The sequence below is a fragment of the Streptomyces olivaceoviridis genome (assembly GCF_014650115.1).
Classification (GTDB): domain Bacteria; phylum Actinomycetota; class Actinomycetes; order Streptomycetales; family Streptomycetaceae; genus Streptomyces; species Streptomyces olivaceoviridis.
The window spans coordinates 135,041-157,630 of record NZ_BMUI01000007.1 but is presented as its reverse complement, the minus strand read 5'-3'; the positions used below and the strand labels follow the sequence as shown (position 1 = coordinate 157,630).

Annotated in this window: 25 protein-coding genes and 1 pseudogene; 18 read left to right on the top strand and 8 right to left on the bottom strand. The window is 66.8% G+C overall.

What is annotated here, in order from left to right; translation table 11 throughout:
- The first annotated feature begins 40 nt into the window (after nt 1-40).
- From IE273_RS45140 to IE273_RS15935, 9 genes and pseudogenes are all read left to right on the top strand, one after another.
- The gene (locus IE273_RS45140) at nt 41-307 is read left to right on the top strand and encodes a helix-turn-helix domain-containing protein (RefSeq protein ID WP_189816025.1); all 267 of its coding nucleotides are present in this window, start codon (nt 41-43) and stop codon (nt 305-307) included.
- Nucleotides 304-474, top strand: a complete 171-nt coding sequence (locus tag IE273_RS15965) for a hypothetical protein (protein ID WP_189815839.1) — start codon at nt 304-306, stop codon at nt 472-474. Before IE273_RS45140 ends, IE273_RS15965 begins: the two co-directional genes overlap by 4 nt.
- An 18-nt stretch (nt 475-492) precedes the next feature.
- The gene (locus IE273_RS15960; protein ID WP_189815838.1) at nt 493-1,203 is read left to right on the top strand and encodes a hypothetical protein; all 711 of its coding nucleotides are present in this window, start codon (nt 493-495) and stop codon (nt 1,201-1,203) included.
- Nucleotides 1,204-1,269: 66 nt separating this feature from the next.
- Nucleotides 1,270-1,614: a phage terminase small subunit gene (locus tag IE273_RS15955; protein WP_229887246.1), complete on the top strand. Its 345-nt coding sequence runs from the start codon at nt 1,270-1,272 to the stop codon at nt 1,612-1,614.
- Between the two features lie 174 nt (nt 1,615-1,788).
- A pseudogene (locus IE273_RS45135) lies at nt 1,789-2,085 on the top strand (HNH endonuclease); the annotation flags it as partial.
- Nucleotides 2,086-2,106: 21 nt separating this feature from the next.
- Complete coding sequence (locus IE273_RS15950; RefSeq protein ID WP_229887245.1) at nt 2,107-2,553, top strand: hypothetical protein; 447 nt, start codon at nt 2,107-2,109, stop codon at nt 2,551-2,553.
- 280 nt (nt 2,554-2,833) lie between these two features.
- Entirely contained in the window at nt 2,834-3,613 is a 780-nt protein-coding gene (locus IE273_RS15945) for an Lsr2 family DNA-binding protein (protein WP_189815836.1), read from the top strand.
- Nucleotides 3,614-3,675: 62 nt separating this feature from the next.
- A complete protein-coding gene (locus tag IE273_RS15940; RefSeq protein WP_229887244.1) occupies nt 3,676-4,017 on the top strand; it encodes a hypothetical protein in 342 nt (113 codons plus the stop codon).
- Nucleotides 4,014-5,453: a DUF3987 domain-containing protein gene (locus tag IE273_RS15935; RefSeq protein WP_189815835.1), complete on the top strand. Its 1,440-nt coding sequence runs from the start codon at nt 4,014-4,016 to the stop codon at nt 5,451-5,453. Before IE273_RS15940 ends, IE273_RS15935 begins: the two co-directional genes overlap by 4 nt.
- A 336-nt stretch (nt 5,454-5,789) precedes the next feature.
- Here the strand turns inward: IE273_RS15935 and IE273_RS43515 are convergent, their stop codons facing one another.
- From IE273_RS43515 to IE273_RS15915, 4 genes are all read right to left on the bottom strand, one after another.
- Nucleotides 5,790-6,026, bottom strand: coding sequence for a hypothetical protein (locus tag IE273_RS43515; protein WP_229887243.1), 237 nt, complete (start codon nt 6,024-6,026; stop codon nt 5,790-5,792).
- A gap of 268 nt (nt 6,027-6,294) precedes the next feature.
- Nucleotides 6,295-6,732 (bottom strand): glycine-rich domain-containing protein, encoded by a 438-nt coding sequence (locus tag IE273_RS15925; RefSeq protein ID WP_189815833.1) that lies wholly within the window; start codon nt 6,730-6,732, stop codon nt 6,295-6,297.
- Between the two features lie 326 nt (nt 6,733-7,058).
- The gene (locus IE273_RS15920; RefSeq protein WP_189815832.1) at nt 7,059-7,298 is read right to left on the bottom strand and encodes a DUF7848 domain-containing protein; all 240 of its coding nucleotides are present in this window, start codon (nt 7,296-7,298) and stop codon (nt 7,059-7,061) included.
- Complete coding sequence (locus tag IE273_RS15915) at nt 7,295-7,657, bottom strand: hypothetical protein (protein WP_189815831.1); 363 nt, start codon at nt 7,655-7,657, stop codon at nt 7,295-7,297. Before IE273_RS15915 ends, IE273_RS15920 begins: the two co-directional genes overlap by 4 nt.
- Before the next feature lie 182 nt (nt 7,658-7,839).
- Between IE273_RS15915 and IE273_RS15910 the strand changes: the two genes are divergently transcribed.
- Genes IE273_RS15910 through IE273_RS15895 form a run of 4 tightly spaced genes read left to right on the top strand, consistent with a single transcriptional unit; the run spans nt 7,840 to nt 9,793 of the window.
- Entirely contained in the window at nt 7,840-8,247 is a 408-nt protein-coding gene (locus IE273_RS15910; protein ID WP_189815830.1) for a hypothetical protein, read from the top strand.
- Nucleotides 8,219-8,743 carry a DUF6879 family protein gene (locus IE273_RS15905; protein ID WP_189815829.1) on the top strand — a complete coding sequence of 175 codons (525 nt, stop codon included), beginning with the start codon at nt 8,219-8,221 and terminating at the stop codon, nt 8,741-8,743. The genes IE273_RS15910 and IE273_RS15905 overlap by 29 nt, the downstream gene beginning before the upstream one ends.
- Nucleotides 8,744-8,750: 7 nt before the next feature.
- Entirely contained in the window at nt 8,751-9,596 is an 846-nt protein-coding gene (locus IE273_RS15900) for a helix-turn-helix domain-containing protein (RefSeq protein ID WP_189815828.1), read from the top strand.
- A 17-nt stretch (nt 9,597-9,613) separates the two neighbouring features.
- Nucleotides 9,614-9,793 carry a DUF397 domain-containing protein gene (locus tag IE273_RS15895; protein ID WP_189816022.1) on the top strand — a complete coding sequence of 60 codons (180 nt, stop codon included), beginning with the start codon at nt 9,614-9,616 and terminating at the stop codon, nt 9,791-9,793.
- A gap of 171 nt (nt 9,794-9,964) precedes the next feature.
- Here IE273_RS15895 and IE273_RS15890 read toward each other — a convergent pair whose 3' ends face one another.
- Together IE273_RS15890 and IE273_RS15885 are read right to left on the bottom strand one after the other, a co-directional pair.
- A complete protein-coding gene (locus IE273_RS15890; protein WP_189815827.1) occupies nt 9,965-10,303 on the bottom strand; it encodes a hypothetical protein in 339 nt (112 codons plus the stop codon).
- Between the two features lie 314 nt (nt 10,304-10,617).
- Entirely contained in the window at nt 10,618-11,811 is a 1,194-nt protein-coding gene (locus IE273_RS15885) for a phospholipase D-like domain-containing protein (RefSeq protein WP_229887242.1), read from the bottom strand.
- Nucleotides 11,812-12,143: 332 nt separating this feature from the next.
- On the opposite strand from IE273_RS15885, the gene IE273_RS15880 reads away from it, so the two are divergent.
- The 5 genes from IE273_RS15880 (at nt 12,144) to IE273_RS15860 (ending at nt 18,719) form a co-directional block, all read left to right on the top strand.
- The gene (locus IE273_RS15880) at nt 12,144-13,460 is read left to right on the top strand and encodes an ABC transporter substrate-binding protein (RefSeq protein WP_189815825.1); all 1,317 of its coding nucleotides are present in this window, start codon (nt 12,144-12,146) and stop codon (nt 13,458-13,460) included.
- A gap of 5 nt (nt 13,461-13,465) precedes the next feature.
- A complete protein-coding gene (locus IE273_RS15875) occupies nt 13,466-14,452 on the top strand; it encodes a carbohydrate ABC transporter permease (protein ID WP_189815824.1) in 987 nt (328 codons plus the stop codon).
- Between the two features lie 31 nt (nt 14,453-14,483).
- The gene (locus IE273_RS15870) at nt 14,484-15,323 is read left to right on the top strand and encodes a carbohydrate ABC transporter permease (RefSeq protein WP_189816021.1); all 840 of its coding nucleotides are present in this window, start codon (nt 14,484-14,486) and stop codon (nt 15,321-15,323) included.
- 29 nt (nt 15,324-15,352) lie between these two features.
- On the top strand, nt 15,353-16,717 hold the full coding sequence (locus tag IE273_RS15865; RefSeq protein ID WP_189815823.1) for a GH1 family beta-glucosidase: 1,365 nt from the start codon (nt 15,353-15,355) through the stop codon (nt 16,715-16,717).
- 127 nt (nt 16,718-16,844) lie between these two features.
- Nucleotides 16,845-18,719 (top strand): discoidin domain-containing protein, encoded by a 1,875-nt coding sequence (locus IE273_RS15860; RefSeq protein WP_189815822.1) that lies wholly within the window; start codon nt 16,845-16,847, stop codon nt 18,717-18,719.
- Between the two features lie 57 nt (nt 18,720-18,776).
- Here the strand turns inward: IE273_RS15860 and IE273_RS15855 are convergent, their stop codons facing one another.
- On the bottom strand, nt 18,777-20,924 hold the full coding sequence (locus IE273_RS15855; protein WP_189815821.1) for a UvrD-helicase domain-containing protein: 2,148 nt from the start codon (nt 20,922-20,924) through the stop codon (nt 18,777-18,779).
- 48 nt (nt 20,925-20,972) lie between these two features.
- Nucleotides 20,973-22,574 carry a serine/threonine-protein kinase gene (locus IE273_RS15850; protein WP_189815820.1) on the bottom strand — a complete coding sequence of 534 codons (1,602 nt, stop codon included), beginning with the start codon at nt 22,572-22,574 and terminating at the stop codon, nt 20,973-20,975.
- Nucleotides 22,575-22,590 lie beyond the last annotated feature (16 nt).

Sequence of the window (22,590 nt, the reverse complement as noted above, 5' to 3'; positions counted from 1 at the left end):
CACTTTTTCGCTTGTCTGCCAATGATCAACAGGAGTCCCCATATTCAATCGCCATTACTTCACTACCCGTCGTCTCGCTCTCGGCCTGTCTGTCGAGGAACTGGCGGGTGAAATCATGGTCGCCCCCTCCACCGTGTACCGGTGGGAGTCTGGGGAGACCTCCCCGAATCTGCGAACGCTCATCCGCGTTAGCCGCAGCCTGTGTGTGCCGCTGCTTGCCCTGGTGGAACAGGCCGGAGGGGATGAGAACTCTGCCCGAGCGATTCAGCTTGCCGAGATGCACCGAAGCCAAGGAGAAGAACGATGACCGATGACCCGATGCGGGCAATGATCCGTGACGAGATTCTTCGGGCCATGCGAGAGACCCAACCGGCGCAGTACACCCGGGCTGATCTCGCCCACATGTCGCCGGAGCAGATCGCCCAGGCTCGGCGTGCGGGCCACCTCGACGACCTTCTGTCCGGCCGGAACTGATATCCAGGAGCACCACCTATGAACATCATGTACAAGGGGTTTGACCTGTCTGCGTTTCAGCTCTCTGACGAGACTCTGGAATTGATTCGCAAGCGTGATGAGCTGGAGGAACGCCATCGCAAGTACAGAACGGAGAATGCGGACTGTGCTCGCCAGTACATCGGCGACAGTCACGGACGCGTGTCGCGTGATTACTACGTTCCCGCATTGCGCAGGGCGGATAGGGAACTCAGGGAGCAGGAGATGCAGGCCGTAGCCGGCGGCCGACCGCTTCCCGATCGGGATGAGTATCTGGCCGAGGCCCGTTCCAGGGTCAAGGAGTATGAGCGGGTAGAGCCTGCCCTGGCCCGTGCTCTCGATCAGGCCGAATCCGCAGTAACAGAGGCCATCGTGAAGGAACTGCCGGAGCTGGCCCGCCAGGGGTTCGAGCATTCTGAGCGTGCACTGAAGCAGTACCGGGCAGCAATCGCCAAGGCGGAAGCGGCGCGCGCTCAATTGGCAGGCGGCGTCAGCCGCTTCCTGTGGGCTACAACCGGGGGAGAGCTGATCCGGCCCAAGTGGCGCGGATTCTCTGGCGCCCTGGGCGAAGAGGTGAACGCCTGGCGGACCACTTCGGATGGCCGACTCACTTTCGACAGCGCCAAGGATCTGGGCCTCATCGACCAGTACCGAGGCAACCGGGCTGAGTTCGGAGACTTCGTCGCACCGCCTGAGGAAGATGCCGCCTGACAATTGTTGCTGAACCGGCCCTCTGTATGTAGCAGGGGGCCTTTGTTTTGTTTGAGAGGTGATGAGATGCCGAAGTTCAGAAACCCGAACAGTCCTCATTCTCGATACAAGAGTGTGGTGGAGCTTCCTTCCGACCACGGACTGCCCGTGCCCAACATGCCGGCCGTCAGAGACTGGACGGAGGCTGAACGGGAGCAGTGGCAACAGTGGTGGGAGTCCCCACAAGCCGCCATGTGGGACGAGTCGTTCATCCCGACCGTAGCCGTGATGCTCACCTACTTCGGCAAGATCCTCGATGGCACGGCCACCAGTACGCATCAGATGGAGTTCCGACACCTTGCCGGGTCGCTGGGGCTCACCGCAGAAGGCATGAAGCGCCTTGGCTGGACCTTCGAGGGGGACGCCAAGTGAGCGCCCGACGGGCAGTGAAGGCGGGCGCCACAGGTGCTCACGACGGCCATCACACAGCCGGTGTCGAGTGCCCGTCGGCTGAGGACCAATGCCCCGACTGCCTAGTGGAGTTCGCCGTGCACATCGGCTGGCAACTGACCAGCACGGTGCAGGTTTGGCCTGGCCGCTACCGACATGACCTTGCAGGCTGCTTCGAGTGCGGCAAGACCACTGCAAGACAGTCGGGGACCGGACGGAGTGTCAGTCCCCGCAGCTAGCATCGATGCTATGGGTGCAAAGCGAGATGCCGTGCCTCGTGACCTGAGGCGACGCGTGCTGGTCGAAGCTGGACACCGATGCGCGATTCCCACGTGCCGCACCACTCCAGTGGAGATCGCTCACATTGAGCCATGGCGCAAGGTAAAGCGGCACGAGTTTGAGAACTTGATCGCCTTGTGTCCGACGTGCCACACCCGCTTTGATTCTCCACACTCGGCTATTGACCGAAAGGCTATGCGGCAGTACAAGGCCAACCTGAGTCCCTTGTCGAACGGCTACATGACCGAACATCTGGAGCACGTCAAGCTAATTGCCGGATACCAGGTGTTTTGGGCTCACTTAAAGGCCGCAATCCGAGCCACGTCGGAGTTCGAGGCCGAGATTCTACGCGGCGACCAAGACGCGGACCCTTACGACGGTCCATTGAGCTATCAGTCCGTAGCCACCCGTGAAGAGCTAAATATTGCGGCCATGGACTTCGAAATGGTTGCCCATGATCCCATCCGTTCACTTTCCGTGGAAATATTCAAAAAGTTCGACAGGTGGTACGACCGGGTCTGGAGTGAGGACTTCCCATTGCCCGGATCAATCCAGACCGACATGCTCCAGGAACTCCGCGATGACCTGTTAGCCCTAACCGAGTCGATTCATGTCGCAGTCAACCAGGGTGATGCAGCCTGATCGACCAACTCTGACGCCCGGTCATTGACCGGCAGGCGGCGCAGAGAGGGCGATATTTTGATTGGCGAACGCGATAGAAGGAAGGCACCCCCGGTGGGTCCTTTCTCAATGAATTTACGCATTACCCCCGGGGTTATAAACAATTTAGTAATGCGCCAGTTGTATGTCAGTTACCGTTCCGTGATAGGGGTGGAGGAGAATAGAAGCAAGCGGGAAGGCCGTCAGAGCAACGCTCCGGACACTCGCTAAGACTTCCGCCTCAGAAAAGGAATGCAGCGCCATGCGTCGTACCATCCTGGTTCCCGTCGAAAAGAGCTACTGCGACGCCCACATAGCCCGTGACGGGTCGGAGGTGGAAGCGACCGGAACCCTGACACTGGGACGGCATTCCTGGGACCTTTGCTTGGAACACGACATCACGTTCGGCAGATATCTGATGGACACTCTTGGGGTGCCTGAAACTGTCAAGGGTGTACCGACTGAGTCTGAGCCTGCACCGGGTGTTGAGCCTGTCTCGGAGCCGGAAGCGGCGCCCGTGGTGGAGTCTGACCCTGCACCTGCCATTGATGGAGATAGCGTCAGTGCAACTGACGCTGTGGCCTGTGAGCCTGAGCCTGTTCGGTCCGTGATGATCGCTGGTGAGGTTCCCGGTTACGACTGGACGGACGCTCGTGAAGCCGTTCGCCGCATGGGCTATGAGGTGGTCGGTCGTGCCGATGACAGCACGGTCCTGCTGATCCTGGGTGAGGGTGGCGACCGGAATGCCACCAAACTGCGGGACGCGTCCGAGCGTGGCATCCCTGTGATGGATGTGCGGGAACCGGGACGTTTCAAGTCGGCTGTTCGCTCGGGTGAGTTGGATGGTGGTGACCCGCTTCCGGAGCCTGCCAAGGTCGACCGTTCCGGGATGAGTGAGCGTGAACGTAACCGTGCCGTGCGGACGTGGGCACGAGAGAACGGCTACTCCATCCCCACCAAGGGACGCATCCCTATGCATGTGCGGCACGCCTACGAACTGACGCACCGGGACGCGTCGGAGGGAAAAGTGGCAGCGGCCTAACCGCCGCGCCCACAGTGACGGCCGCTGACTGCGGCCGTCACCCCCGGCCCACTGATCTGAGTGTGTGGAAGAACGCCACCGGATACGGAGCGGGAAGCAAACCGAGCAAGCGCGACTACGCACCCGGTAGCTGGGTGATCTGGACAACCCCGAACGGCAGGCGCCGGATGGGAATCGTCAGCGATGACCCGTTCACCCTGGCCGCTGTGAAGCGGTCGGCTCAGGTCGGGCAGACCAGGGAAACGCAGTGCAAGGCCGTGGTGATCCCGGCCGACGGGGGCGACGTGCTACCGCTCTGCCCCAAGAACAAGAAGCACCCCCAGGCAGTCATCAAGGACGGGGGCCGGTGGCGACCCGTCCGCGCCCACCACCAAATCAACTCCCAGAAAGCGCAGGCAGCATGAGCGCCCCTGTTTTGTACGGTCCGATCGGTCGCGCGGTTCGCAAGATCACGCCGTTCCTGGAAACGGATGCGCTGGGGGTGTACGTGGCCGCCCTGTCGATGTGGTCGGCCGCTATCGGCGGCACGGTCAAGGTGTCATCCCGTGGCAACGCTCGCCCCGTGCTGCTGTGGTCCGCCCTCGTAGCCGGTACAGGCAGGGGGAAGGGAACCGCGCTGCGGGCCGCGCATCACGTGCTGGACGCTTCCCTGGGCCGCTTCCTGGCCACGCACACCACGTCCGGGATCACTTCCGGGGCCAGCATGGTCAACCATTTGTGGGACCAGCAGGAAGCCACGGCCGAGACCGAACACGGTCGGGATGTGCGGACGGTCGTGATCGAGGAGGAATGGACCGAGGTACTGAAGCGGGTCAAGCGTGACCCGTCGTTCACCACCAAGCTCCGTGCTGCCTGGGACGGCGCAACTCTCCGCAACACCACCAAGGATGAAGCCCAGGAAGTCCGCGATCCCGCTATGGTCCTGCACGCGCACATCACCCCGTCCGACTGGACCAAATACGTGGGCGAGTCGGAAGCAGCGGGAGGCTCGTACAACCGCATCCTGCCGTTTCTGCTCGGCTCCGTGCCGATGCTCGATGACGACCGGGTGACCCTGCCGAAGGTGGACGGGTGGGAGCTGTCCGACGCCTACGGCTGGGCCACTGCCCGGCCCCGTGTGATCACGCTCGGGGAGGACGCCCGGCCCTTGTGGCGGATCGTACGGCGCTATGCGCGCGTCCTCGGTGAGGCACTGCCGGAAGCTCAGGCCGTATTCATCGAACGGACGGCAGAACAGACGCTGAGGGTTGCGGCCTGTCTCGCCGCTTCTGAGTGCTCCGAGACGATTAAGGGAGAGATGCTGTCTGCCGCGTTCACTCTGGTTCGGCGGTCGGTGCAGGACGCCGTACGCATCACCGGGAGGGCTACCTCTCCGAAGGTGAAGCGACAGCCACTCAGTCTCGCTGACAAGGTCCGGGCCCGGATCGAGATGCACGGCGGTCGGGCCATGTCCTCTCAGGTTCTCCCGTTCGTCGGGGCGACGGCCGCTGAGGTTCGCGCCCTGCCGGGAATCGTCGTGACTGTGGAGCGGTCGGGGAAGACGGGCCGACCGGCCACCGTTTTCTCAATCCGCGGTGACAGTTCCGGTGACTCTGCGGCACAGCCGGCCAGCACGGACAGCAACAGGAACCGGGACACTTCCCGTCACGCTGAGCCGCAGCCGGCCAGCGCGGAGCGTGAACAGAACCGCGCAAGGGTTGTCCGTCTGGACGCCTATCGTCCGGAACCGACGCAGGCCCCGGAGCCAGCGCCAGAACCGAAGAGGTTGGTTCGCACGCCGGTTTCCGTGACCGAGCGGCCCAAACCGCTCGAAGAGAACCCGTTCCGCGCACTGCTCTAGCAAGCAAAGCGTTCCTGACTTCTGGCAGGCGTCACAATGGAGAAACCCCCCGCATCCGAACTGCGGGGGGTTTCTGGCCTCCGGGACACGGCGGCGTCCCATTGGCAGTCATGGAGCCTAATTCACTCCTTCCGAGGCTGATGCCCAGAGGGCGGCTCAGCGGGGCTTGTGCTGGGTACCTTGCGGCCGGGCCGGTGGAGGACCGCCCGGCGGATCAGGCCCCGGTGTTGTCGCCGGAAGGTCTACCCTCATAGGCGAGTTCCCTTCATCTGATGGTGGTGGGGAGCCAGGCGCCTCGGCCACTCGACCTTTGCGAGAGCGAGAGTGGTCGGGGCGTCATCCCGCGTACTGCGGGTAGTAGGTGAACTTCGGGGCGATCTGCTCGGCGGTGAGGTCCGGCACTGTGAGGTTGCCGGTGACCAAAACGTCCTGGTTGCACCAGGGGGCGCCGAGTTCCACGAGTCGACCACCAGGCTCCATCTCCCAATCGGAGTCGGAGAGCTTCACGACGACGTCACTGCCGCAGATGAACGCGCGGTTCGCCTGGGTGATGATCCACCGGGCGTGTGCCACTTCCCCTTCTCCCGCCCGACAGCACCTCTCTGCCACTCGCCAGAGCAGGCGCCACTCGATTCCGGGGGTCAGAGGACCGACGTAGGCAACCTGTTGGTCATCTACAAGAGTGCTCGCGTAGCCGAAGACGGGTCCGAACATGGAGAAGGCCGTGAAACGGCCCCGACCCTTCGCTCCTTCGGCAGTTGCCATGAAATTCCCCTTTTATACCTAGAGTTCCGGATCGTGAGGGCCGGACTCTAGCGGCTGGCACTGACAGCGGCCGGCCTCAGCAGCACGGGCCGTCGCCGCAGCACGTCGGTTCGTTGCAGTCGGCCTTGGTGCCCCACAGGGACTCGTCCACCTCGTAGCCGTGGGCGCGGATCTTGGCCACAACGTCGACCATCGTTGCCTTGTCCCGGTAGCGGCTCTTCGGGGCGTGGTGGATGAACCGGCCGTACTGCTCCGTGCAGAAGGCGGCGTACTCCTCGGTGTGGAGCATGAAGGTGTGCCAGCCGGGGTCAACGATCTGAGAGGGGGACATGCCCTCACCGGTCTTGCCCATGACGTCGATGAACGCCAGGGCCTCGTTCATGATGCGGTCGGCCATCGACCGTTCGTGTCCGTACTCCTCGGCGCAGAAGTCCACCAGGCGCGCGAACAGCTCGGGCGACACCAGGTCCCTGCCCTGGAGCAGGGAGACGGGCCTTTCGGGTGCCACAGTCATTCGGAAGTCCCTTCTTCCTCTGATCTGATGTGCACTTGCTGACCCACCCCCGGCCCCGACCGTGACGTCCCAGGCCGGGGGTGGGCGTTGAACCCCGCCCATCCGTCGGGGGAGGCAGATGGGCGGGAGCTTTTAGGCCGGTTGCCTGTCTCGATGCCTGTTGTAGTTGCGTACGAAGTTCCGCATGTATGCGCAGCAGCCTTCACAGGCGTGTACGGGGGCTTGCATGCCGTCCGACTCGACCGGGCCTATGAAAACGACCATCGCCCAGTGCCGGCCGAGGACGCACCAGCCCCAACTCATCGGCCTGCTCGGTCGGCTTGCCACTACTCCACCTTCTCCACCAGGGCGTAATCCTTGTAGGTGCGCTCGAAGCGTGTGTGGCCCGTTTCCTTGGCGTGCTCGGCCATCCAGTCGGTAGGGTCCTCGTCGCCGCCGAACACCATGGACTCGGCTCCACACTCCTCTTCGTCCCCCGAGACGCAGCGGGCCCGCCAGGTCCTCTCTCCGTCGGGGTCTCGGGTGATCTTGTACTTCACGAAGCGGAGTACGGCTTTGACGCTCACTGGTCCTGGCCCTCGTTCTTCGTCACGTAGACCTTCAGCAGTTCGAAGGTGACAGTCGCCGTGTCTCGCATATAGGCAAATGCGTCGTAGGCGGGGGTGGCCGGCGTCGGACGGCTGGACAAGTCGAGGTGCCTGTACGCCCGGCGGAACAGCTCCATCACCTCGTCGTCCTGGTCCGCGCCCAGGTCTACGACCAACAGTTCTTCCAGGTGCCTGATGCACTCGGCCGTCCTGGCGTCGATGTCCGCTCGGGTCGACCGGGAGAGGTCCATGAGCTGAATCACGGTGATGGTGTCCCTGAACCAGTCAACTTCGAGGTGTTCTCTGGTCGTCTCAGGCTCTCGGATCACGCTGGCCACCACGATTCTCCCCTCGGTGCTGCCTCAGCAGGCTGGGTCCGAAGACGAACGTAGAGGCGCTGTCGCCCAAGTCCCAAGGAGATTGCGCCAGTTTGCAGCAAGCCGATTGACGGGCTCGAACGACCTCGCGACCATCGTCTTGTCGCGCAATCCGGCGCAAGGAAGCGGACGGGAGAGCAACCATGCAGCTACGGTTCCTTGGGAAGAACTCCACCCCGGGAGACAGCCCCACCCTGTACGCCAGCGACCAGGACACCTACGTCATCCAAGGTTGGAAGGTGTATGCGAACGAACTCCTCATGCGTCTCGACGTGCCGGACGGTCAGACCGTCATCGAGGTGCCGACTGAGCTGTTCGAGCACCTGACCAAGGACGGGCTCCCCACTGGCGAGATCAAGAAGTACAACGACCCGATCAAGATCGTCACTGAACAGGGGACCTGCGTCCTTCAAGGCCCGGAAATGCACGACGCTGAAGCCCTGAGCCAGATGCGCATGCCCGACTATGAGACCTGCATCGAGGTCCCCAAGTCCTCGATCACGGCCCTGCTGGAGGAAGACAGTGGACCTGATCAGCCCCGCACAGCGTGACGAGCTGTTCAACCAGTTCGAGCGTGATGCCTTCCATCTGGAGCTGCGAGACGACTACGGGTCTCCCATCGAGGACACGCCGTACGCCCGATGGAAGCGTGGCGAACCCGACGACTACTCGTGGCTCGATGACTGGACGACGCTGATGAAGCGCGTCACGGGTGAGGGCAAGACGGTCCGTCGCGTTCGCGTGGTCACCGAGCCCCACAGCCAGTACGTCACTTGGGAGCACTCGCTCACGCACCTCAACATCGAGATCGGCGAGGACATCCGATGGCTTCCGAGGCACCGGCTGCCGGAAGGGGTTGCCTTCCCCGTGGGAGGGAACGACTGGTGGCTGTACGACGACCGCCTTCTTGCCGTGGGGCACTTCGATCCTGAAGGCCGAGTTCTCGGGTCAGAGATCGTGGAAGACCCTCACACCGTGGCCGAGTGCATCCGGCTGCGAGACCTGCTCTGGGCCGTCGCCATCCCTCACGCCGAGTACAAGCCCTGACCCATCAGTGAGCAACCAAGCACGAGAGGCGTTGGGTGCCCGGCTTCGCGGGTTCCGCAAGGATGCGGGCTTCGCGAGCGGCCGGGCATTCGCGCTGGCCACAGGATGGCAGGAGTCCAAGGTCTCTCGGATCGAGAACGGGAAGCAGAATGCCAGCGAGGACGACATCCGCGTCTGGTGCACAACGACCAACAGATCCGAGCAGATCGAAGACTTGATTGCCACGGTCCGGCACATTGACGAGCTCTGGCTTGAGTGGCGCCGGCAGTTGGCGACTGGGGCAGAGAAGAGACAGCAGGCCGCGATACCGGTCTACTCAAAAACTAAGGTATTTCGAATCTGGCATCCGACGCTCGTATGGGGGACGCTCCAAACGTCCGAGTACGCCGCAGAGACCTTCAAGCAGGTCGTCAACTATTACGAGATTCCTGACGACACCGAAGCCGCCACGGCTAAGCGGCTTGAACGTCAGCAGTACCTGTACCGAGGAGATCGAATCTTTAACGTCTTGCTCGGCGAGCAGGCGCTGTACAGCAACTTTGGAGGAAAGGAGGTGATGAAGGGGCAACTGGACCGCTTGTTGTCGGTCATGGGGCTGGCCAGGCTGAGCCTGGGCATCGTCCCTAAGTCTGCACCCCTGCGTATCTGGCCTGGTAACTCATTCTCGATGTTCGATGACAAACTCGTCCTAGTTGAGACCTTCTCGGCAGAGTTTTCCGTCACGCAGCCACGCGAAATCGAGCTGTACGCTAAAGCGTTCGCCCTGTTGAAACAGTCAGCGGTCTACGGAGCCGCTGTACGAGACCTCATTTTCGCTGCAATCCATCACTACGACAGGATGCCGACCGATTAGGAGGCGGGACCTTGGCCATGAACCCGAATTGGCGCACGAGTTCCTACACGAAATCCGATAGCTGCGTCGAAGTCGCAGACAACGACCCCTCTCGGGTCATGGTGCGAGACACCAAGCATCGGGAATTTGGTCACCTGAGTCTCAATCCGGCTTCCTGGAGCCGGTTCATCGAGGCTGCGAAGCAGGTCTCTCAGTAGCACTACATCATCACCTGTGGGATCCGGCTCCCGTGCAGGGAGGGGGCCGGATCACCTGAGCTACTGGTCTCTGCCGAAACTCTCGAAGCGGTCCCCCGGAGCGGGGGCCTACAGCCCCCTGGCGCAGGGCGGGAGTTTTCATGCGCCCCCGGCCAGGGAGGACGGGAAGTTTCAAAGCCGGGCAGTATCCCCGAGACGATCAAGGACCGTGGAGGGCAGCGGTCCCGGCCTCCACTCCCCGCTTCCGCCGTCCTCACGGCTGGCATAGTGGCTGACCGCGCCGTCCGCGTCATGGCGCTCGCTCAAGAAGTGTCGGTTGCCCTTGATAGTCCACGGCTCGATGAGTGCCGTGCCGACACCCGGCCACGATAGTGCGAGGGTTGCGAATGCCCGTGCCTGCTCCAAGGTGCCGCCAACGAACTGGCCGCCCGGTGAGTCAAGAGCACCAACGTGGCTTCGCGGTACGACCTGGAAGTAGATCGCGTAGTCATCAATCGTCTGTCCACTCATGGCGCAAGACTACGTGTGGGACTGTGGCGCACGGCGGGGCTTTCCGCTGCTCAGAGCGGGTTGGCCACGTGACCAACGCATGACCAACAGCGGCCAGGAACAGGCAGAAACGGCAGGTGAGCATGACCAACCTCCACAGCCTCGAAGGCGGCTCGTGGGGCGTGTTCCCGCAGGTCAGCTAGCTAATGGGCTGGTGCCCGAGTGGAGAGTTCAAGTCCCCCCTCGGACACTCACCGTAGCGGTACGGATGCGAGGACCTCGACCTGACGGTCGCGGTCCTCGCTGTGTTTCCGGTGGAGGCCGGCTGGACCGGTTCAGCTCCCGGCGCAGTAGCTCATCAGCGTGTCGTGGTTGGCCTTGAACTGGTCGTAGATCGCCGGGTTGTCGATCTTCAGCAGCGCCTCGTCGTTGGCCCGCAGCGCGGAGTAGGTGTAGTTGTGGCTTCCGGTCCACACCAGCTTGCGGTTGGCGACCCCGTCGTACGTTCCCTGGATCAGCAGGTACTTGGAGTGCACCCCGATCTTGTAGGTGCCGTCGGGGCTGTTCTCGTAGCACTCCACCCGCTTGGTCAGCTTGCCGTAGAGGGTGTCCGTCACCGCCTGGCTCATGGAACCCGGTGCGCCGTCGGCCGCCAGGTAGACCGAGCACCCCGAGTTCACCAGGCTGACCAGCTTCTGGGCGACCTCGTCACGGCTGAAGAGGTTCATGCCCACGCGGATCTGGGTGCCTGAGGAACAACTGACGTTGTCGAGGATCAGCTTGACGGTGTCGGTGCTCGCGTCGTTGTTCCACGACGTGCCGGACGCCTCGTGACGGGGGAAGAAGTACGCCTTGTACGGGCCGGTGGCGCTGGTGGGGGTCTTGTAGTAGGTGTCGGAGCCCGACGAGGAGGATCCGTAGGACAGCAGGTCCGAGAAGTACGACTGGTAGATGCCGTACAGGCCGGAATCCGGGATCGTCACGGCGTTGTTGAAGTAGGTGGTGCGCTGTGAGGTGGTCATGTTGTGCGAGGTCTGCACCACCACGTTGCTCGCGCCGCCCACGTTGGAGAACAGCCAGAACTTGTTGTGGTTGATCGCCGGGTCGCCGGAGGTGAGCTCCCGGTCCCCGATGCAGCCGCGCGCGCTGGGGCAGGCCATCACCCACGACGACTGGGTGCGGTCGGTGCCCAGGCCGTTGGCCAGGGTGGTGTACTCGCCCCCGGTCATGGTGACGGTGGTGTGGTCCACGATGACGCGGACCTTGACGCCCCGCGCCTTCGCGTTGACCAGCGCCTGGGCGGCCGTGCCGTCGGTGAACGTGTAGGCCGCCGCCGTGATCGACTCCCCGGCCGGGGTGGCGTCGACCAGGCTGACGATGTAATCGCGGATCCGGTTCTGGTCGGCGGTGGTGCCTGACGGGTCGTTGAAGACGGCCGAGGTGGTGACCGTGACGGCGGCGTGGGCCGGGCTGGAGAGAATCAGAACGGTTGCGGGGAGGAGGACGCCCGCGAGGACTGCCCTCCACATCTTCGTCAGTCGACGCACAACGATCCCTTCGCCTGGGCGGGTTGGGTGTGAGCGTATGCCAGCAGCGCGCGCCGGGAAGCCCGTTCGTGGATCCTGCCGCGTCGGGCGCGCTCGCCCCCGGGCGCCCGATGACCGGCCCGCGCGTCACGCTCGCCGGCGGCTCGGAGAACCGGGGTGGGCGGCCGTACCGACCGCGACAGCGCCGCCGGTCCAACGTTTCGGTCACGCCACTCGGTCGCGCTTGTCGAATCCCTTGACGATCGCCTCTTCGGCGGATTAACTCACGTCCTAAATTAAGTCATGAGTGCAATCCCTGAAGGGACCCGGGAGCCATGCGCAGGATCCGAGCCGCGGCCGTAGGCGCCGTCACCCTGTCTCTCGCCCTCGCGGCCACGGCCTGCGGAGGCGGATCGTCCACCGGCGGCGGGTCGAACGACTCACCCAAGACGCTGACGTACTGGGCCTCAAACCAGGGCGCCAGTGTCGCCGTGGACAAGCAGGTGCTCCAGCCCGAGCTCGACAAGTTCGAGAAGCAGACCGGCATCAAGGTGAAGCTGGAGGTCGTGCCCTGGTCGGATCTGCTCAACCGGATCCTGACCGCGACCACCTCCGGCCAGGGCCCGGACGTGCTGAACATCGGCAACACCTGGAGCGCCTCCCTCCAGGCGACCGGCGGGCTGCTGTCGTGGGACGAGAAGAACTTCGCCAAGATAGGCGGCAAGGAGCGGTTCTCCGACACGGCTCTCGGCTCGACCGGCGTCCAGGGCAAGGACCCGGCCGCCGTGCCCCTGTACTCGATGGCGTACGCCCTCTACTACAACAAGAAGATCTTCGCCGACGCCGGGATCAGCAAGCCCCCGGCCACCTGGGACGAGCTCATCGCCGACGGCAAGAAGATCAAGGCCAAGGGCAAGTCCGTGCTCGGCGCCGAGGGCGCGAACCTGTCGGAGAACATCCACCACGTCTTCGTCTTCGCCAAGCAGCACGGCGCCGACTTCTTCACCGCCGACGGCAAGCCCGACTTCACCAACCCCAAGGTCGTCGAGGCGGTGAAGAGCTACGTCGACCTGATGGCCAAGGACCAGGTCATCCCGGCCGGCGACGCCGAGTACGCGCAGAACCAGTCCGTCAGCGACTTCGCCAAGGGCAAGCAGGCGATGCTGCTGTGGCAGTCCGCCGCCTCCAACCTCAAGTCCCAGGGCATGAGCCAGGACGCCTACGGCGTCGCGCCGGTGCCGGTGATCTCCGGGACGCCCGGTGCCGGCACCCAGGTCAACTCGGCGGTCATGGGCATCAACATCGCCGTCTTCAAGAACACGCACAACCTCGACGGCGCCACGAAGTTCGTGAAGTTCATGACCTCCGACGCCGAGCAGAAGATCCTGAACACGGCCTACACCTCCATCCCGCCGGTCAAGGCCGCCCAGGGCGATCAGGCGTTCAACGCGCCGGACACCGCCGTGCTGCGGGACACCCTCGCCAAGAGCGCCGCCGCGCTGCCGCAGGTGCCGGCCGAGTCGCAGTTCGAGACGGCGGTCGGTACGGCCGTCAAGGAGCTGTTCGCCGACGCCGCCGCCGGACGCGCCGTGACCACCGACTCGGTCAAGGCCAAGCTGGAGAAGGCCCAGCAGCAGATGCCGGCGGCCTGACCACCATGACGACCACCGCACTGAAGCAACCGGTGCGCGAGACCTCCCCCGGCGCGGCGCGCGAACCCCGCCGCCGCCCCGGGCGGATCAGACGCGTCACCCTGCCGTACCTGCTCCTGCTGCCCGCCCTGCTCCTCGAACTCCTCGTCCACCTGGTGCCGATGGCGATCGGCATCGTGATGAGCTTCAAGCAGCTGACCCAGTTCTACATCCGCGACTGGGGCACCGCCCCCTGGAACGGCTTCGACAACTACAAGGTGTCGGTGGACTTCGACGCCCCCGTCGGCAAGGCGCTGCTCCAGTCCTTCGGCATCACCGTCGGCTTCACCCTGCTGTCGGTCGGCCTGTGCTGGCTGATCGGCACGGCCGCCGCCGTGTACATGCAGGACACCTTCCGGGGGCGCGGCCTGCTGCGCGCCCTGTTCCTGGTGCCGTACGCGCTGCCCGTCTACGCGGCCGTCATCACCTGGGTGTTCATGTTCCAGCACGACAACGGCCTGGTGAACCACGTGCTGCACGACCAGCTGCACCTCACCGACAAGCCGTCCTTCTGGCTCATCGGCGACAACAGCTTCTACGCCCTGCTCACCGTGTCCGTGTGGAAGGGCTGGCCGTTCGCGTTCCTCATCGTGACGGCCGGACTCCAGAACATCCCCCGGGAGCTGTACGAGGCCGCGGCGCTGGACGGCGCCGGGATGTGGCAGCAGATCCGCCGCATCACCCTGCCGTCGCTGCGCCCGGTCAACCAGGTGCTGGTCCTGGTGCTGTTCCTGTGGACGTTCAACGACTTCAACACGCCGTACGTGCTGTTCGGCAAGGCCGCTCCCGAGGCCGCCGACCTCATCTCGGTGCACATCTACCAGTCCTCCTTCGTCTCCTGGAACTTCGGCACCGGCTCGGCCATGTCCGTCCTGCTGCTGCTGTTCCTGCTCGTCGTGACGGGCGGGTACCTGCTGCTGACCTCGCGCGGACGGAGGGCTTCCGATGCGTGACACGTCGCTCACGGCGCAGCGCGACTCGCCGATGGCGCCCCCGCGTTCGTTCCTGTGGTCGCGCCGGGTGTTCCTCACCCTGCTCGCCGGGTTCGTGCTGGTCCCGGTGTACGTGATGATCTCCAGCTCGCTGAAGCCGCTCGCCGACGTCACCGGCAGATTCCGCTGGCTGCCCAGCGAGCTGACCATCCGGCCGTACATCGACATCTGGTCGACCGTGCCGCTCGCGAAGTACTTCGTGAACTCGCTGATCGTGGCGGGCGCGGCGACCGTCTGCTCGGTGGTCATCGCCGTGTTCGCGGCCTACGCCGTCAGCCGCTACGACTTCCGCGGCAAGCGCGTCTTCACGGTCACCGTGCTGTCCACGCAGATGCTCCCGGGCATCCTGTTCCTGCTCCCGCTCTTCCTGATCTACGTCAACATCGGCAACGCCACCGGCATCGCCCTGTTCGGCTCCCGCGGCGGGCTGATCCTGACCTACCTCACCTTCTCGCTCCCGTTCTCCATCTGGATGCTGATCGGCTACTTCGACTCGGTGCCGCGCGACCTGGACGAGGCGGCGCTCGTGGACGGCTGCGGCCCGTTCGGCGCGTTGTTCCGGATCGTGGTGCCGGCCGCGATCCCGGGCATCGTCGCGGTCGCCGTCTACGCCTTCATGACCGCCTGGGGAGAGGTGCTCTTCGCCTCGGTCATGACCAACGACACCACCCGCACCCTCGCCGTCGGCCTCCAGGGCTACTCCACGCTCTACGACGTCTACTGGAACCAGATCATGGCCGCCTCGCTGGTCGTCAGCGTGCCCGTGGTGGCCGGCTTCCTGCTGTTGCAGCGCTATCTCGTCGCGGGTCTGACGGCGGGAGCCGTCAAGTGACCCACACCCCTGATCCCGAAGGGACTTCCGTGTCCGAACCCATCGACCTCGCCGCCCTCCCGCACGACTTCCTGTGGGGCACGGCCACAGCGGCGTACCAGATCGAGGGGGCCGTCGCCGAGGACGGCCGCTCGCCCTCGATCTGGGACACCTTCTCCCACACCCCGGGGAAGATCGTGAACGGGGACAACGGCGACGTCGCCTGTGACCACTACCACCGCTGGCGCGAGGACATCGGCCTGATGCGGCAACTCGGCGTCGACGCCTACCGGTTGTCCGTGGCCTGGCCGCGGGTGGTCCCGGGGGGCACCGGCCCGGCGAACCCCAAGGGACTGGCCTTCTACGACGAGTTGGTGGACGCGCTGCTGGAGGCGGGCATCACCCCGTCCGTCACGCTCTACCACTGGGACCTGCCGCAGGTGCTCCAGGACCGCGGCGGCTGGCCGGAGCGGGACACCGCCCTGGCGTTCGCCGAGTACGCCTCCGTCGTCGCCGAACGCCTCGGCGACCGCGTCAAGCTCTGGGCCACTCTCAACGAGCCGTCCTGCTCGGCCTGGATCGGCCACCTCGAAGGCACGATGGCGCCGGGCTGGACCGACCTCACCGCCGCCGTCCGCGCCTCCTGCCACCTGCTCCTCGGCCACGGTCTCGCCACCCAGGCGATCCGCGCCGCCGCCCCCGGCGCGCAGGTCGGCATCGTCAACAACCTCTCCACCGTGCACCCGGTCACCGACCGCCCCGAGGACCTGGCGGCGGCCCGCCGGCACGACGGCCATGTCAACCGCTGGTGGCTCGACCCGGTGCACGGCCGCGGCTTCCCCGCCGACATGGTGGAGACCTACGGCGTCGAACTCCCGGTGGACGACGCCGACCTGGCCACCATCGCCGCCCCGCTCGACTGGCTCGGCCTGAACTACTACTTCCCGGCGTACGTCGCCGACGACCCCGAGGGGCCCGCTCCGTACGTCCGTTCCGTCCGTCGCGAGGGCGTCCCGCGCACCGGCATGGACTGGGAGATCGACGCGTCCGGCATCGAGACGCTGCTGCTGAGGCTCACCGAGGAGTACGGCGCCCGGAAGATCTACGTCACCGAGAACGGCTCCGCCTACCCGGACGTGGTCCGCCCCGACGGCAGCGTCGACGACCCCGAGCGCCAGGACTACCTGGAGCGCCACCTCGCCGCCTGCGCCTCCGCCGTCCGCAAGGGCGCCCCGCTGGCCGGCTACTTCGCCTGGTCGCTGCTGGACAACTTCGAGTGGGCGTACGGCTACGACAAGCGGTTCGGCCTGGTCCACGTCGACTACCGCACCCAGGTCCGCACGATCAAGGGCAGCGGTCGCCGGTACGCGGACATCGTCCGCGTCCACCGCGGCCAGACACGCCGGGCCGCCTGAGCCCGGCCCGGACGGCCGGTGGACACGACCGGGGAGTTCGTGTCCACCGGCCCGCCCCGCACCCCTATGGCTGTCATGTACTTGACATAGATCAGGAAGCGCACCTCCACCCCACAAGGAGAGCCGCATGCCCAGCCGCATCCCCCGCACCCTGCTCGCCGCCCTGGCCGCCACGGCCCTGCTCTGCTCCGGTCCGCTCCTGGCCGGCCCCGCCGCCGCGGCCCCCCTCGCCGCCGGCTGGGACACCGACCGCGCGGCCACCGCCTACGCGGTGAACCCCGCGGCCGTCACCGCCTCCGGCAGCGAGAACGCCGGCACCGCGCCCGGCCTCGCCTTCGACGGCAACGGCGCCACCCGCTGGTCCAGCGACTTCACCGACGACGCCTGGATCCGCGTCGACCTCGGCTCGGTGATCCGCGTCGACCGCGTCGTCCTCGACTGGGAGGCCGCCTACGGCAAGCGCTACGTGCTGGAGGTGTCCCGGAACGGCACCGACTGGACACCCTTCTACACCGAGACCGCGGGCACCGGCGGCTCGGTCACCGCGCACACCTACCCCCAGGAGGTCACCGGCCGCTACGTCCGACTGCGCGGCCTCGAACGCGCCACGCCGTACGGCTACTCCCTGTGGAACTTCAAGGTCTACGGCGGCGAGCCCGCACCCGCGTCGACCACCCGCACCAACCTCGCCCTGAACCACCCGGCGTACTCGAACCACTACCAGCACGCCGGGAACTCGCCCGCGTTCGTCACCGACGGCGGCTGGCCCGCCAACCTCAAGGACGACGCGACGCGCTGGTCCAGCGACTGGAACGCGGACCGCTGGGTCTCGGTGGACCTGGGCGCCCCGTCGGTCGTCTCCTCCGTCGACCTCTACTGGGAGGCGGCCTACGCCGTCGACTACCAGCTCCAGGTCTCCGACGACAACCGCACCTGGCGCACGGTGTACCAGCCCTCCGCCGCCGACGTGGCCGCCCGCCGCGCGAACGTGAAGTCCCCGTCCGAGGCCGTGGGCCTGCACGACACCATCACCCTCCCCGCACCGGTCACCGGCCGCTACGTCCGCATGCTCGGCACGGAGCGCCGCTCCTTCTACAACCCGGCCCCCGCCACGGCCCAGTTCGGCTACTCGCTGTACGAGTTCCAGGTCTGGGGCACCGGCGGCAGCGCCTCCGCCGCCTACCCGGCCCTGCCCGCCGACCAGCCGGGCACGTACCGCACCACCTTCTTCGACGACTTCACGAGCGCCTCTCTCGACCGCTCGAAGTGGCGGGTGGTGCGCACCGGCACCGAGATGGGCCCGGTCAACGGAGAGTCCCAGGCGTACGTCGACTCCCCGGACACCATCCGCACCGAGAACGGGGAGCTGATCCTGCGGGCGAAGTACTGCAAGGGATGCACCCGGGCGGGCGGCGGCACCTACGACTTCACCTCCGGCCGCGTCGACACCCACACCCACGTCGACTTCACCTACGGCAAGGTCAGCGCCCGGATGAAACTGCCCGTCGGCGACGGGTTCTGGCCCGCGTTCTGGCTGCTCGGCAGCAACGTCGACGACCCCTCCGTCTCCTGGCCGGCCTCCGGCGAGACCGACATCATGGAGAACATCGGCTACCCCGACTGGACCAGCACGGCCCTGCACGGCCCCGGCTACTCGGCCGACGGCAACATCGGCGCCCGCCAGACGTACCCGGGCGGCGGCACGGCCGACCAGTGGCACACCTACGCGGTCGAGTGGACCCCGACGGCACTGCGGTTCTCCGTCGACGACCGCCTGGTCCAGGAGACGACCCGCGACAAGCTGGAGTCCACCCGGGGCCAGTGGGTCTACGACCACAACCAGTACGTCATCCTGAACCTCGCCCTCGGCGGCGCCTACCCGGCCGGCTGGAACAAGGTCACCACCCCCTACTGGGGCCTGCCGCAGTCCAGCGTCGACAGGATCGCGGGCGGGGGAGTGCAGGCCGAGATCGACTGGGTGCGGGTGGAGCAGAAGGGCTGACCGGACACACCCAGGACGCGGTCGCGCCGATCCCGCCGGGCAGGACGCGGCCCAGGGTCAGCTGCGCACGCCCGCCTCCGTCAGGAACCGGCTGGACTTGCCCGACCAGGACACGTACAGGCTGTCGCGGGCCCGGGTGCAGGCGACGAAGAGCAGACAGCGTTCGGACATCAGGTCCGTCTCGTGCTGCTGGGCGTCCACCTCCGGCGGGGTGACCGCCCTCGGGAACGGCAGCGCGTCGTCGTGGGCGCCGATGACCGCGACACAGCGGAACTCCAGGCCCTTGAACGAGTGCATGGTGCCGACCCGCACGGTCGGCGCGTCCCCGGTGGCGGTGCGCAGGGTGGCGGCCGGGACACCGGCGTCCCTCAGGCGCGCCACCGCTTTCGCGCACGTCTTGTTGAAGCGGGCACTGATCCCGATCTCCCCGGCGCCGACACCCGCGTCCAGCCACGCCCGCACCCGGGCGACGAGCGCGTCCAGTTCGGCCTCCTCCGACTCCGCCGCGTGCACGGTGGGCCCCTCGCCGTGGAGGGCGGAACGGTAGCCGAGCAGGGTCTCGTTGCGGTTCTCGTCCTCCAGCTGGGCGATCGGGCGGCCGATCAGCAGTGCCGTGGACCAGCGCAGGATCTCCTGCGTGCTGCGGTAGTTCTTGCGCAGCTTCACCGACCGCCCGGTCACCTTGATCCCGAGCGACTTGAGGGACACCTTGGAGTCGTAGATGCGCTGGTGCGGGTCGCCCGCGATGAACAGGTCGTCCGGACGGGCGGGGACGGCGGCGCGCAGCAGCCGCCACTGCACCGGGTGCAGGTCCTGCGCCTCGTCCACCACGACGTGCCGGTACCGCGGCCCCTTCTCCGCCAGCAGCCGCGCCGCCTCCGCGCACGTCTGGAGCCAGGTGCGGCACCCGTCCGCCGCGAGGCCGGCGGTGAAACGCTCGACCGTCCGCCAGACCAACGGCCGCTCGGCCGCCGCGAGCCGGCTCCCGCGGCCCCGCCGGTCCGCCGCCTGGTACGCGGCCAGGGTCCTGATGTCCTGGGCCAGGACGACGTGCCGGTACTCCTGGGCGAGGAACCGCGCGCTGCCGGTGAAGCCGGTCGCCTCGGCGGCCTCGCCCCAGCGGCTCTCCTCCTCGTTGTCCGGCAGTGGCCGCAGCGTCACCGCGCCCGGCGCCTCGGCCACGACACGGCCGGCGAGGCCGTCCACCGTCGAGATGTCCACACGCTCCCGCAGCCCCGGGTCGTCCACCAGGGAGTCCAGGCCCGAACGGAGCGCGTTGACGAGGGCGTTGGTGTAGGTGGTGAGCAGGATGCGGTCGCCGTCGCGCAGGTACCCGAGCAGGTGCTTGACCCGGTGCAGCGCGACGACGGTCTTGCCGGTGCCCGGCCCGCCGGTGACCTGGGCGGGCCCCGCGTAGGACGCCCGGTAGGCCACCTTCCGCTGGGAGGGGTGCAGGAAGACCCGCCAGGCCGCGAACGGCTTCTCCAGGATGTCCCGCAGCTCCTCGGACGCCGTGACCAGCGCGATGCGGGTCCGGCTGTGCCGGATCGCCGTCTCGAAGTCCCGGGTGTCCACCGGCCGTGCCGACGCCTGGAGCGCGGGCGCCACGATGTCCTGCCAGACCTCCTCCACCGTGCAGCCCGCGGCGAGGTACTGGAGCACCTCGCGCTGGTCCTGCGGCAGCAGCGGCGCGAAGACCTCAAGCTGCTCCTGGTCGACGAGCGACCGGGCCTGCCGCAGCGTCTCGTCGTCGATGCCGAGCGCCTTCAGGTCCCCGTCGGAGAACTTCCCGAACAGCCGCTCCTTCGGCGAGGTCTCGGCCACCCGCTCGTACGCCGGCGTGAGCTCGTCCAGGGTCGCCGCGTCCCGGATCTCGACGGCCCGCGTCACCTCGTTGATGCTGGACCTCTGCTTCTTCGCCCAGGCGATGGCCTTGTCGTGCTGCATGACCCGCAGCAGGACGAAGGTGTCCCCGGAGGCCGGGGCGAGGACCACACCGCGCCAGAACTGGTCGATGCGGATGGTCCGGATCTGCCTGTCCCGCGCGTTCGTCAGGCTCTCCAGCTTCAGCCCCGGGTCCTTGAAGAGCTGGTCGAGGGTGAGCCGGCCGAACTTCTCCCAGGCGTCCAGCACGCCCTTCCTGACCGGGGGCTGAAGCTTGGGGAGCTCGGCGAAGAAGCCGATGTCGAAGGCGAGCTGCGGCATGCGGGAATCTTAGAGGCCGCGCGGGCTGTCGTGCGGGAGAAGGCCAGGTCAAAGGGTTGAACGGGAACCGCCATCGAGATCCAGACGGATCACGGCCAGGGTCTCGGCCACTTCGGTGGTCAGTTCGTCGTCCGGGCCGAACACCAGGCACAGGTCCGCGTGCAGGGGGTCCAGGACGTCGAAGGCGTCCCGCGTCCGGCCCTGCGCGAGCAGCAGCATGCCGATGTCGCGGCGCAGTTCCACCGCGTCCTCGCTCACGTCGCCGTCGACGGCGCGGACGACGTCGAGGACATCGTTCAGTCCGGCCAGCGCCTCGGTCACCTGGCCGAGTTCGCCGCGGCAGCGGGCCGCCTGGGCGCGGCTGTTCAGCGCGTCCTCGCTGCTCGGTCCGCTGACCCGGGCGAAGGCGTCGGCGAGCGCCTCGAACTCGGGCAGCGCGGCCCGGTGGTCCCCCGCCAGCTGACGGCTGACCGCCCGCCACGAGCGCAGCCGCAGCACCGCCTTGTTGTCCGAGCCGAGGGCGCGGGCGGCCGGCCCGATCAGCTCGTCCACCACCTCGGCGGCCTGTGCGTACCGCTCCTCCTCCATCAGGGCGAGGTAGTGCTCGTGGACTTCGCGGATCTGCTCCCGCAGCGCCTCCCGCTCGGCCGCGGGTACGACCGGCGGCGCGTCGGGCGCGGCGGCGGCACCGGGCCGCACGCTCCCGGTGCCGGCGCGGGAACGGGGGGCGTAGGGGCGGCGGAAGATCCCGGTCGGATCGGGCGCCCCGGCGGGCCCCGCCTCCTCGGACGCCGGCTCCTCTCCCGGCGCGGGCAGGAAGGGTCGCAGCCGCTCGTACACTTCCTGCACATCCGCCGGACGCGCCTCGGGCGCCTTGCGGAGCAGGTCCAGGACCAGCTCCTCCAAGGCTTCCGGTACGTCGACACGGAGCTGCCGCAGGGGCGTGGGCGCCGCGTTGACGTGCTGCGTCATCAGCTGGAACTCGCTGTTCCCGGCGAACAGCGGCCGTCCGCAGAGCAGTTCGTGCAGCACACAGCCCAGTGCGTACAGGTCGGTGCGGGGCGTGACCCGTCCGCCGCGCACCTGTTCCGGGGCCATGTACTGGTGCGTCCCGAGGGGGCTGCCCGTCGAGGTCAGCTTGGTGACGTCCGTCCGCAGGATCGCCGCGATGCCGAAGTCCAGCACCTTCACCGTGCCGTCCCGGGCGACGAGGACGTTGCCCGGCTTGAGGTCGCGGTGCACCACCGGCACGTCGTGCGCGTACGACAGCACGGTCGCCACCTGCGCCGCCACGGCCACCGCCCAGCTGACCGGGAGCGGCCGGTCCGGGTGCACGTACGCGGTCAGCGGCACGCCGTCGACCAGTTCCATCACCAGGAACAGCTGCTCGTACGACTCCCCGAGCACCGCGTCGTACACCTGTGGCACGCCCGGGTGCCGGATCCGCGCGGTGATCCTCGCCTCCCGGCGGAACCGCTTCTCCAGCTCCTGAGCCATGTGCGGCGACGTCACGGCCTGCGGCCGGATCAGCTTCACGGCGACCGGCCGGTCCAGCACGGCGTCGTAGCCGCGCCAGACGTCCCCCATCCCGCCGTGGCTGAAGCGCTCCAGCAGCTCGTACCGTTCCGCGATCCGCCGTACGTCCGGCACCTGGCCCCCGCCCCCG

Bases quoted from the DNA above. Each gene is read 5' to 3' on its own strand.
- IE273_RS15945 (WP_189815836.1), top strand. From the start codon at position 2,834: ATGCGTCGTACCATCCTGGTTCCCGTCGAAAAGAGCTACTGCGACGCC.
- IE273_RS15860 (WP_189815822.1), top strand. From the start codon at position 16,845: ATGCCCAGCCGCATCCCCCGCACCCTGCTCGCCGCCCTGGCCGCCACG.
- IE273_RS15875 (WP_189815824.1), top strand. From the start codon at position 13,466: ATGACGACCACCGCACTGAAGCAACCGGTGCGCGAGACCTCCCCCGGC.
- IE273_RS15960 (WP_189815838.1), top strand. From the start codon at position 493: ATGAACATCATGTACAAGGGGTTTGACCTGTCTGCGTTTCAGCTCTCT.
- IE273_RS15890 (WP_189815827.1), bottom strand. From the start codon at position 10,303: ATGAGTGGACAGACGATTGATGACTACGCGATCTACTTCCAGGTCGTA.
- IE273_RS15870 (WP_189816021.1), top strand. From the start codon at position 14,484: ATGGCGCCCCCGCGTTCGTTCCTGTGGTCGCGCCGGGTGTTCCTCACC.
- IE273_RS15885 (WP_229887242.1), bottom strand. From the start codon at position 11,811: ATGTGGAGGGCAGTCCTCGCGGGCGTCCTCCTCCCCGCAACCGTTCTG.
- IE273_RS15855 (WP_189815821.1), bottom strand. From the start codon at position 20,924: ATGCCGCAGCTCGCCTTCGACATCGGCTTCTTCGCCGAGCTCCCCAAG.
- IE273_RS15955 (WP_229887246.1), top strand. From the start codon at position 1,270: ATGCCGAAGTTCAGAAACCCGAACAGTCCTCATTCTCGATACAAGAGT.
- IE273_RS15950 (WP_229887245.1), top strand. From the start codon at position 2,107: ATGCGGCAGTACAAGGCCAACCTGAGTCCCTTGTCGAACGGCTACATG.
- IE273_RS15935 (WP_189815835.1), top strand. From the start codon at position 4,014: ATGAGCGCCCCTGTTTTGTACGGTCCGATCGGTCGCGCGGTTCGCAAG.
- IE273_RS15925 (WP_189815833.1), bottom strand. From the start codon at position 6,732: ATGACTGTGGCACCCGAAAGGCCCGTCTCCCTGCTCCAGGGCAGGGAC.
- IE273_RS15965 (WP_189815839.1), top strand. From the start codon at position 304: ATGACCGATGACCCGATGCGGGCAATGATCCGTGACGAGATTCTTCGG.
- IE273_RS15880 (WP_189815825.1), top strand. From the start codon at position 12,144: ATGCGCAGGATCCGAGCCGCGGCCGTAGGCGCCGTCACCCTGTCTCTC.
- IE273_RS15895 (WP_189816022.1), top strand. From the start codon at position 9,614: ATGAACCCGAATTGGCGCACGAGTTCCTACACGAAATCCGATAGCTGC.
- IE273_RS15910 (WP_189815830.1), top strand. From the start codon at position 7,840: ATGCAGCTACGGTTCCTTGGGAAGAACTCCACCCCGGGAGACAGCCCC.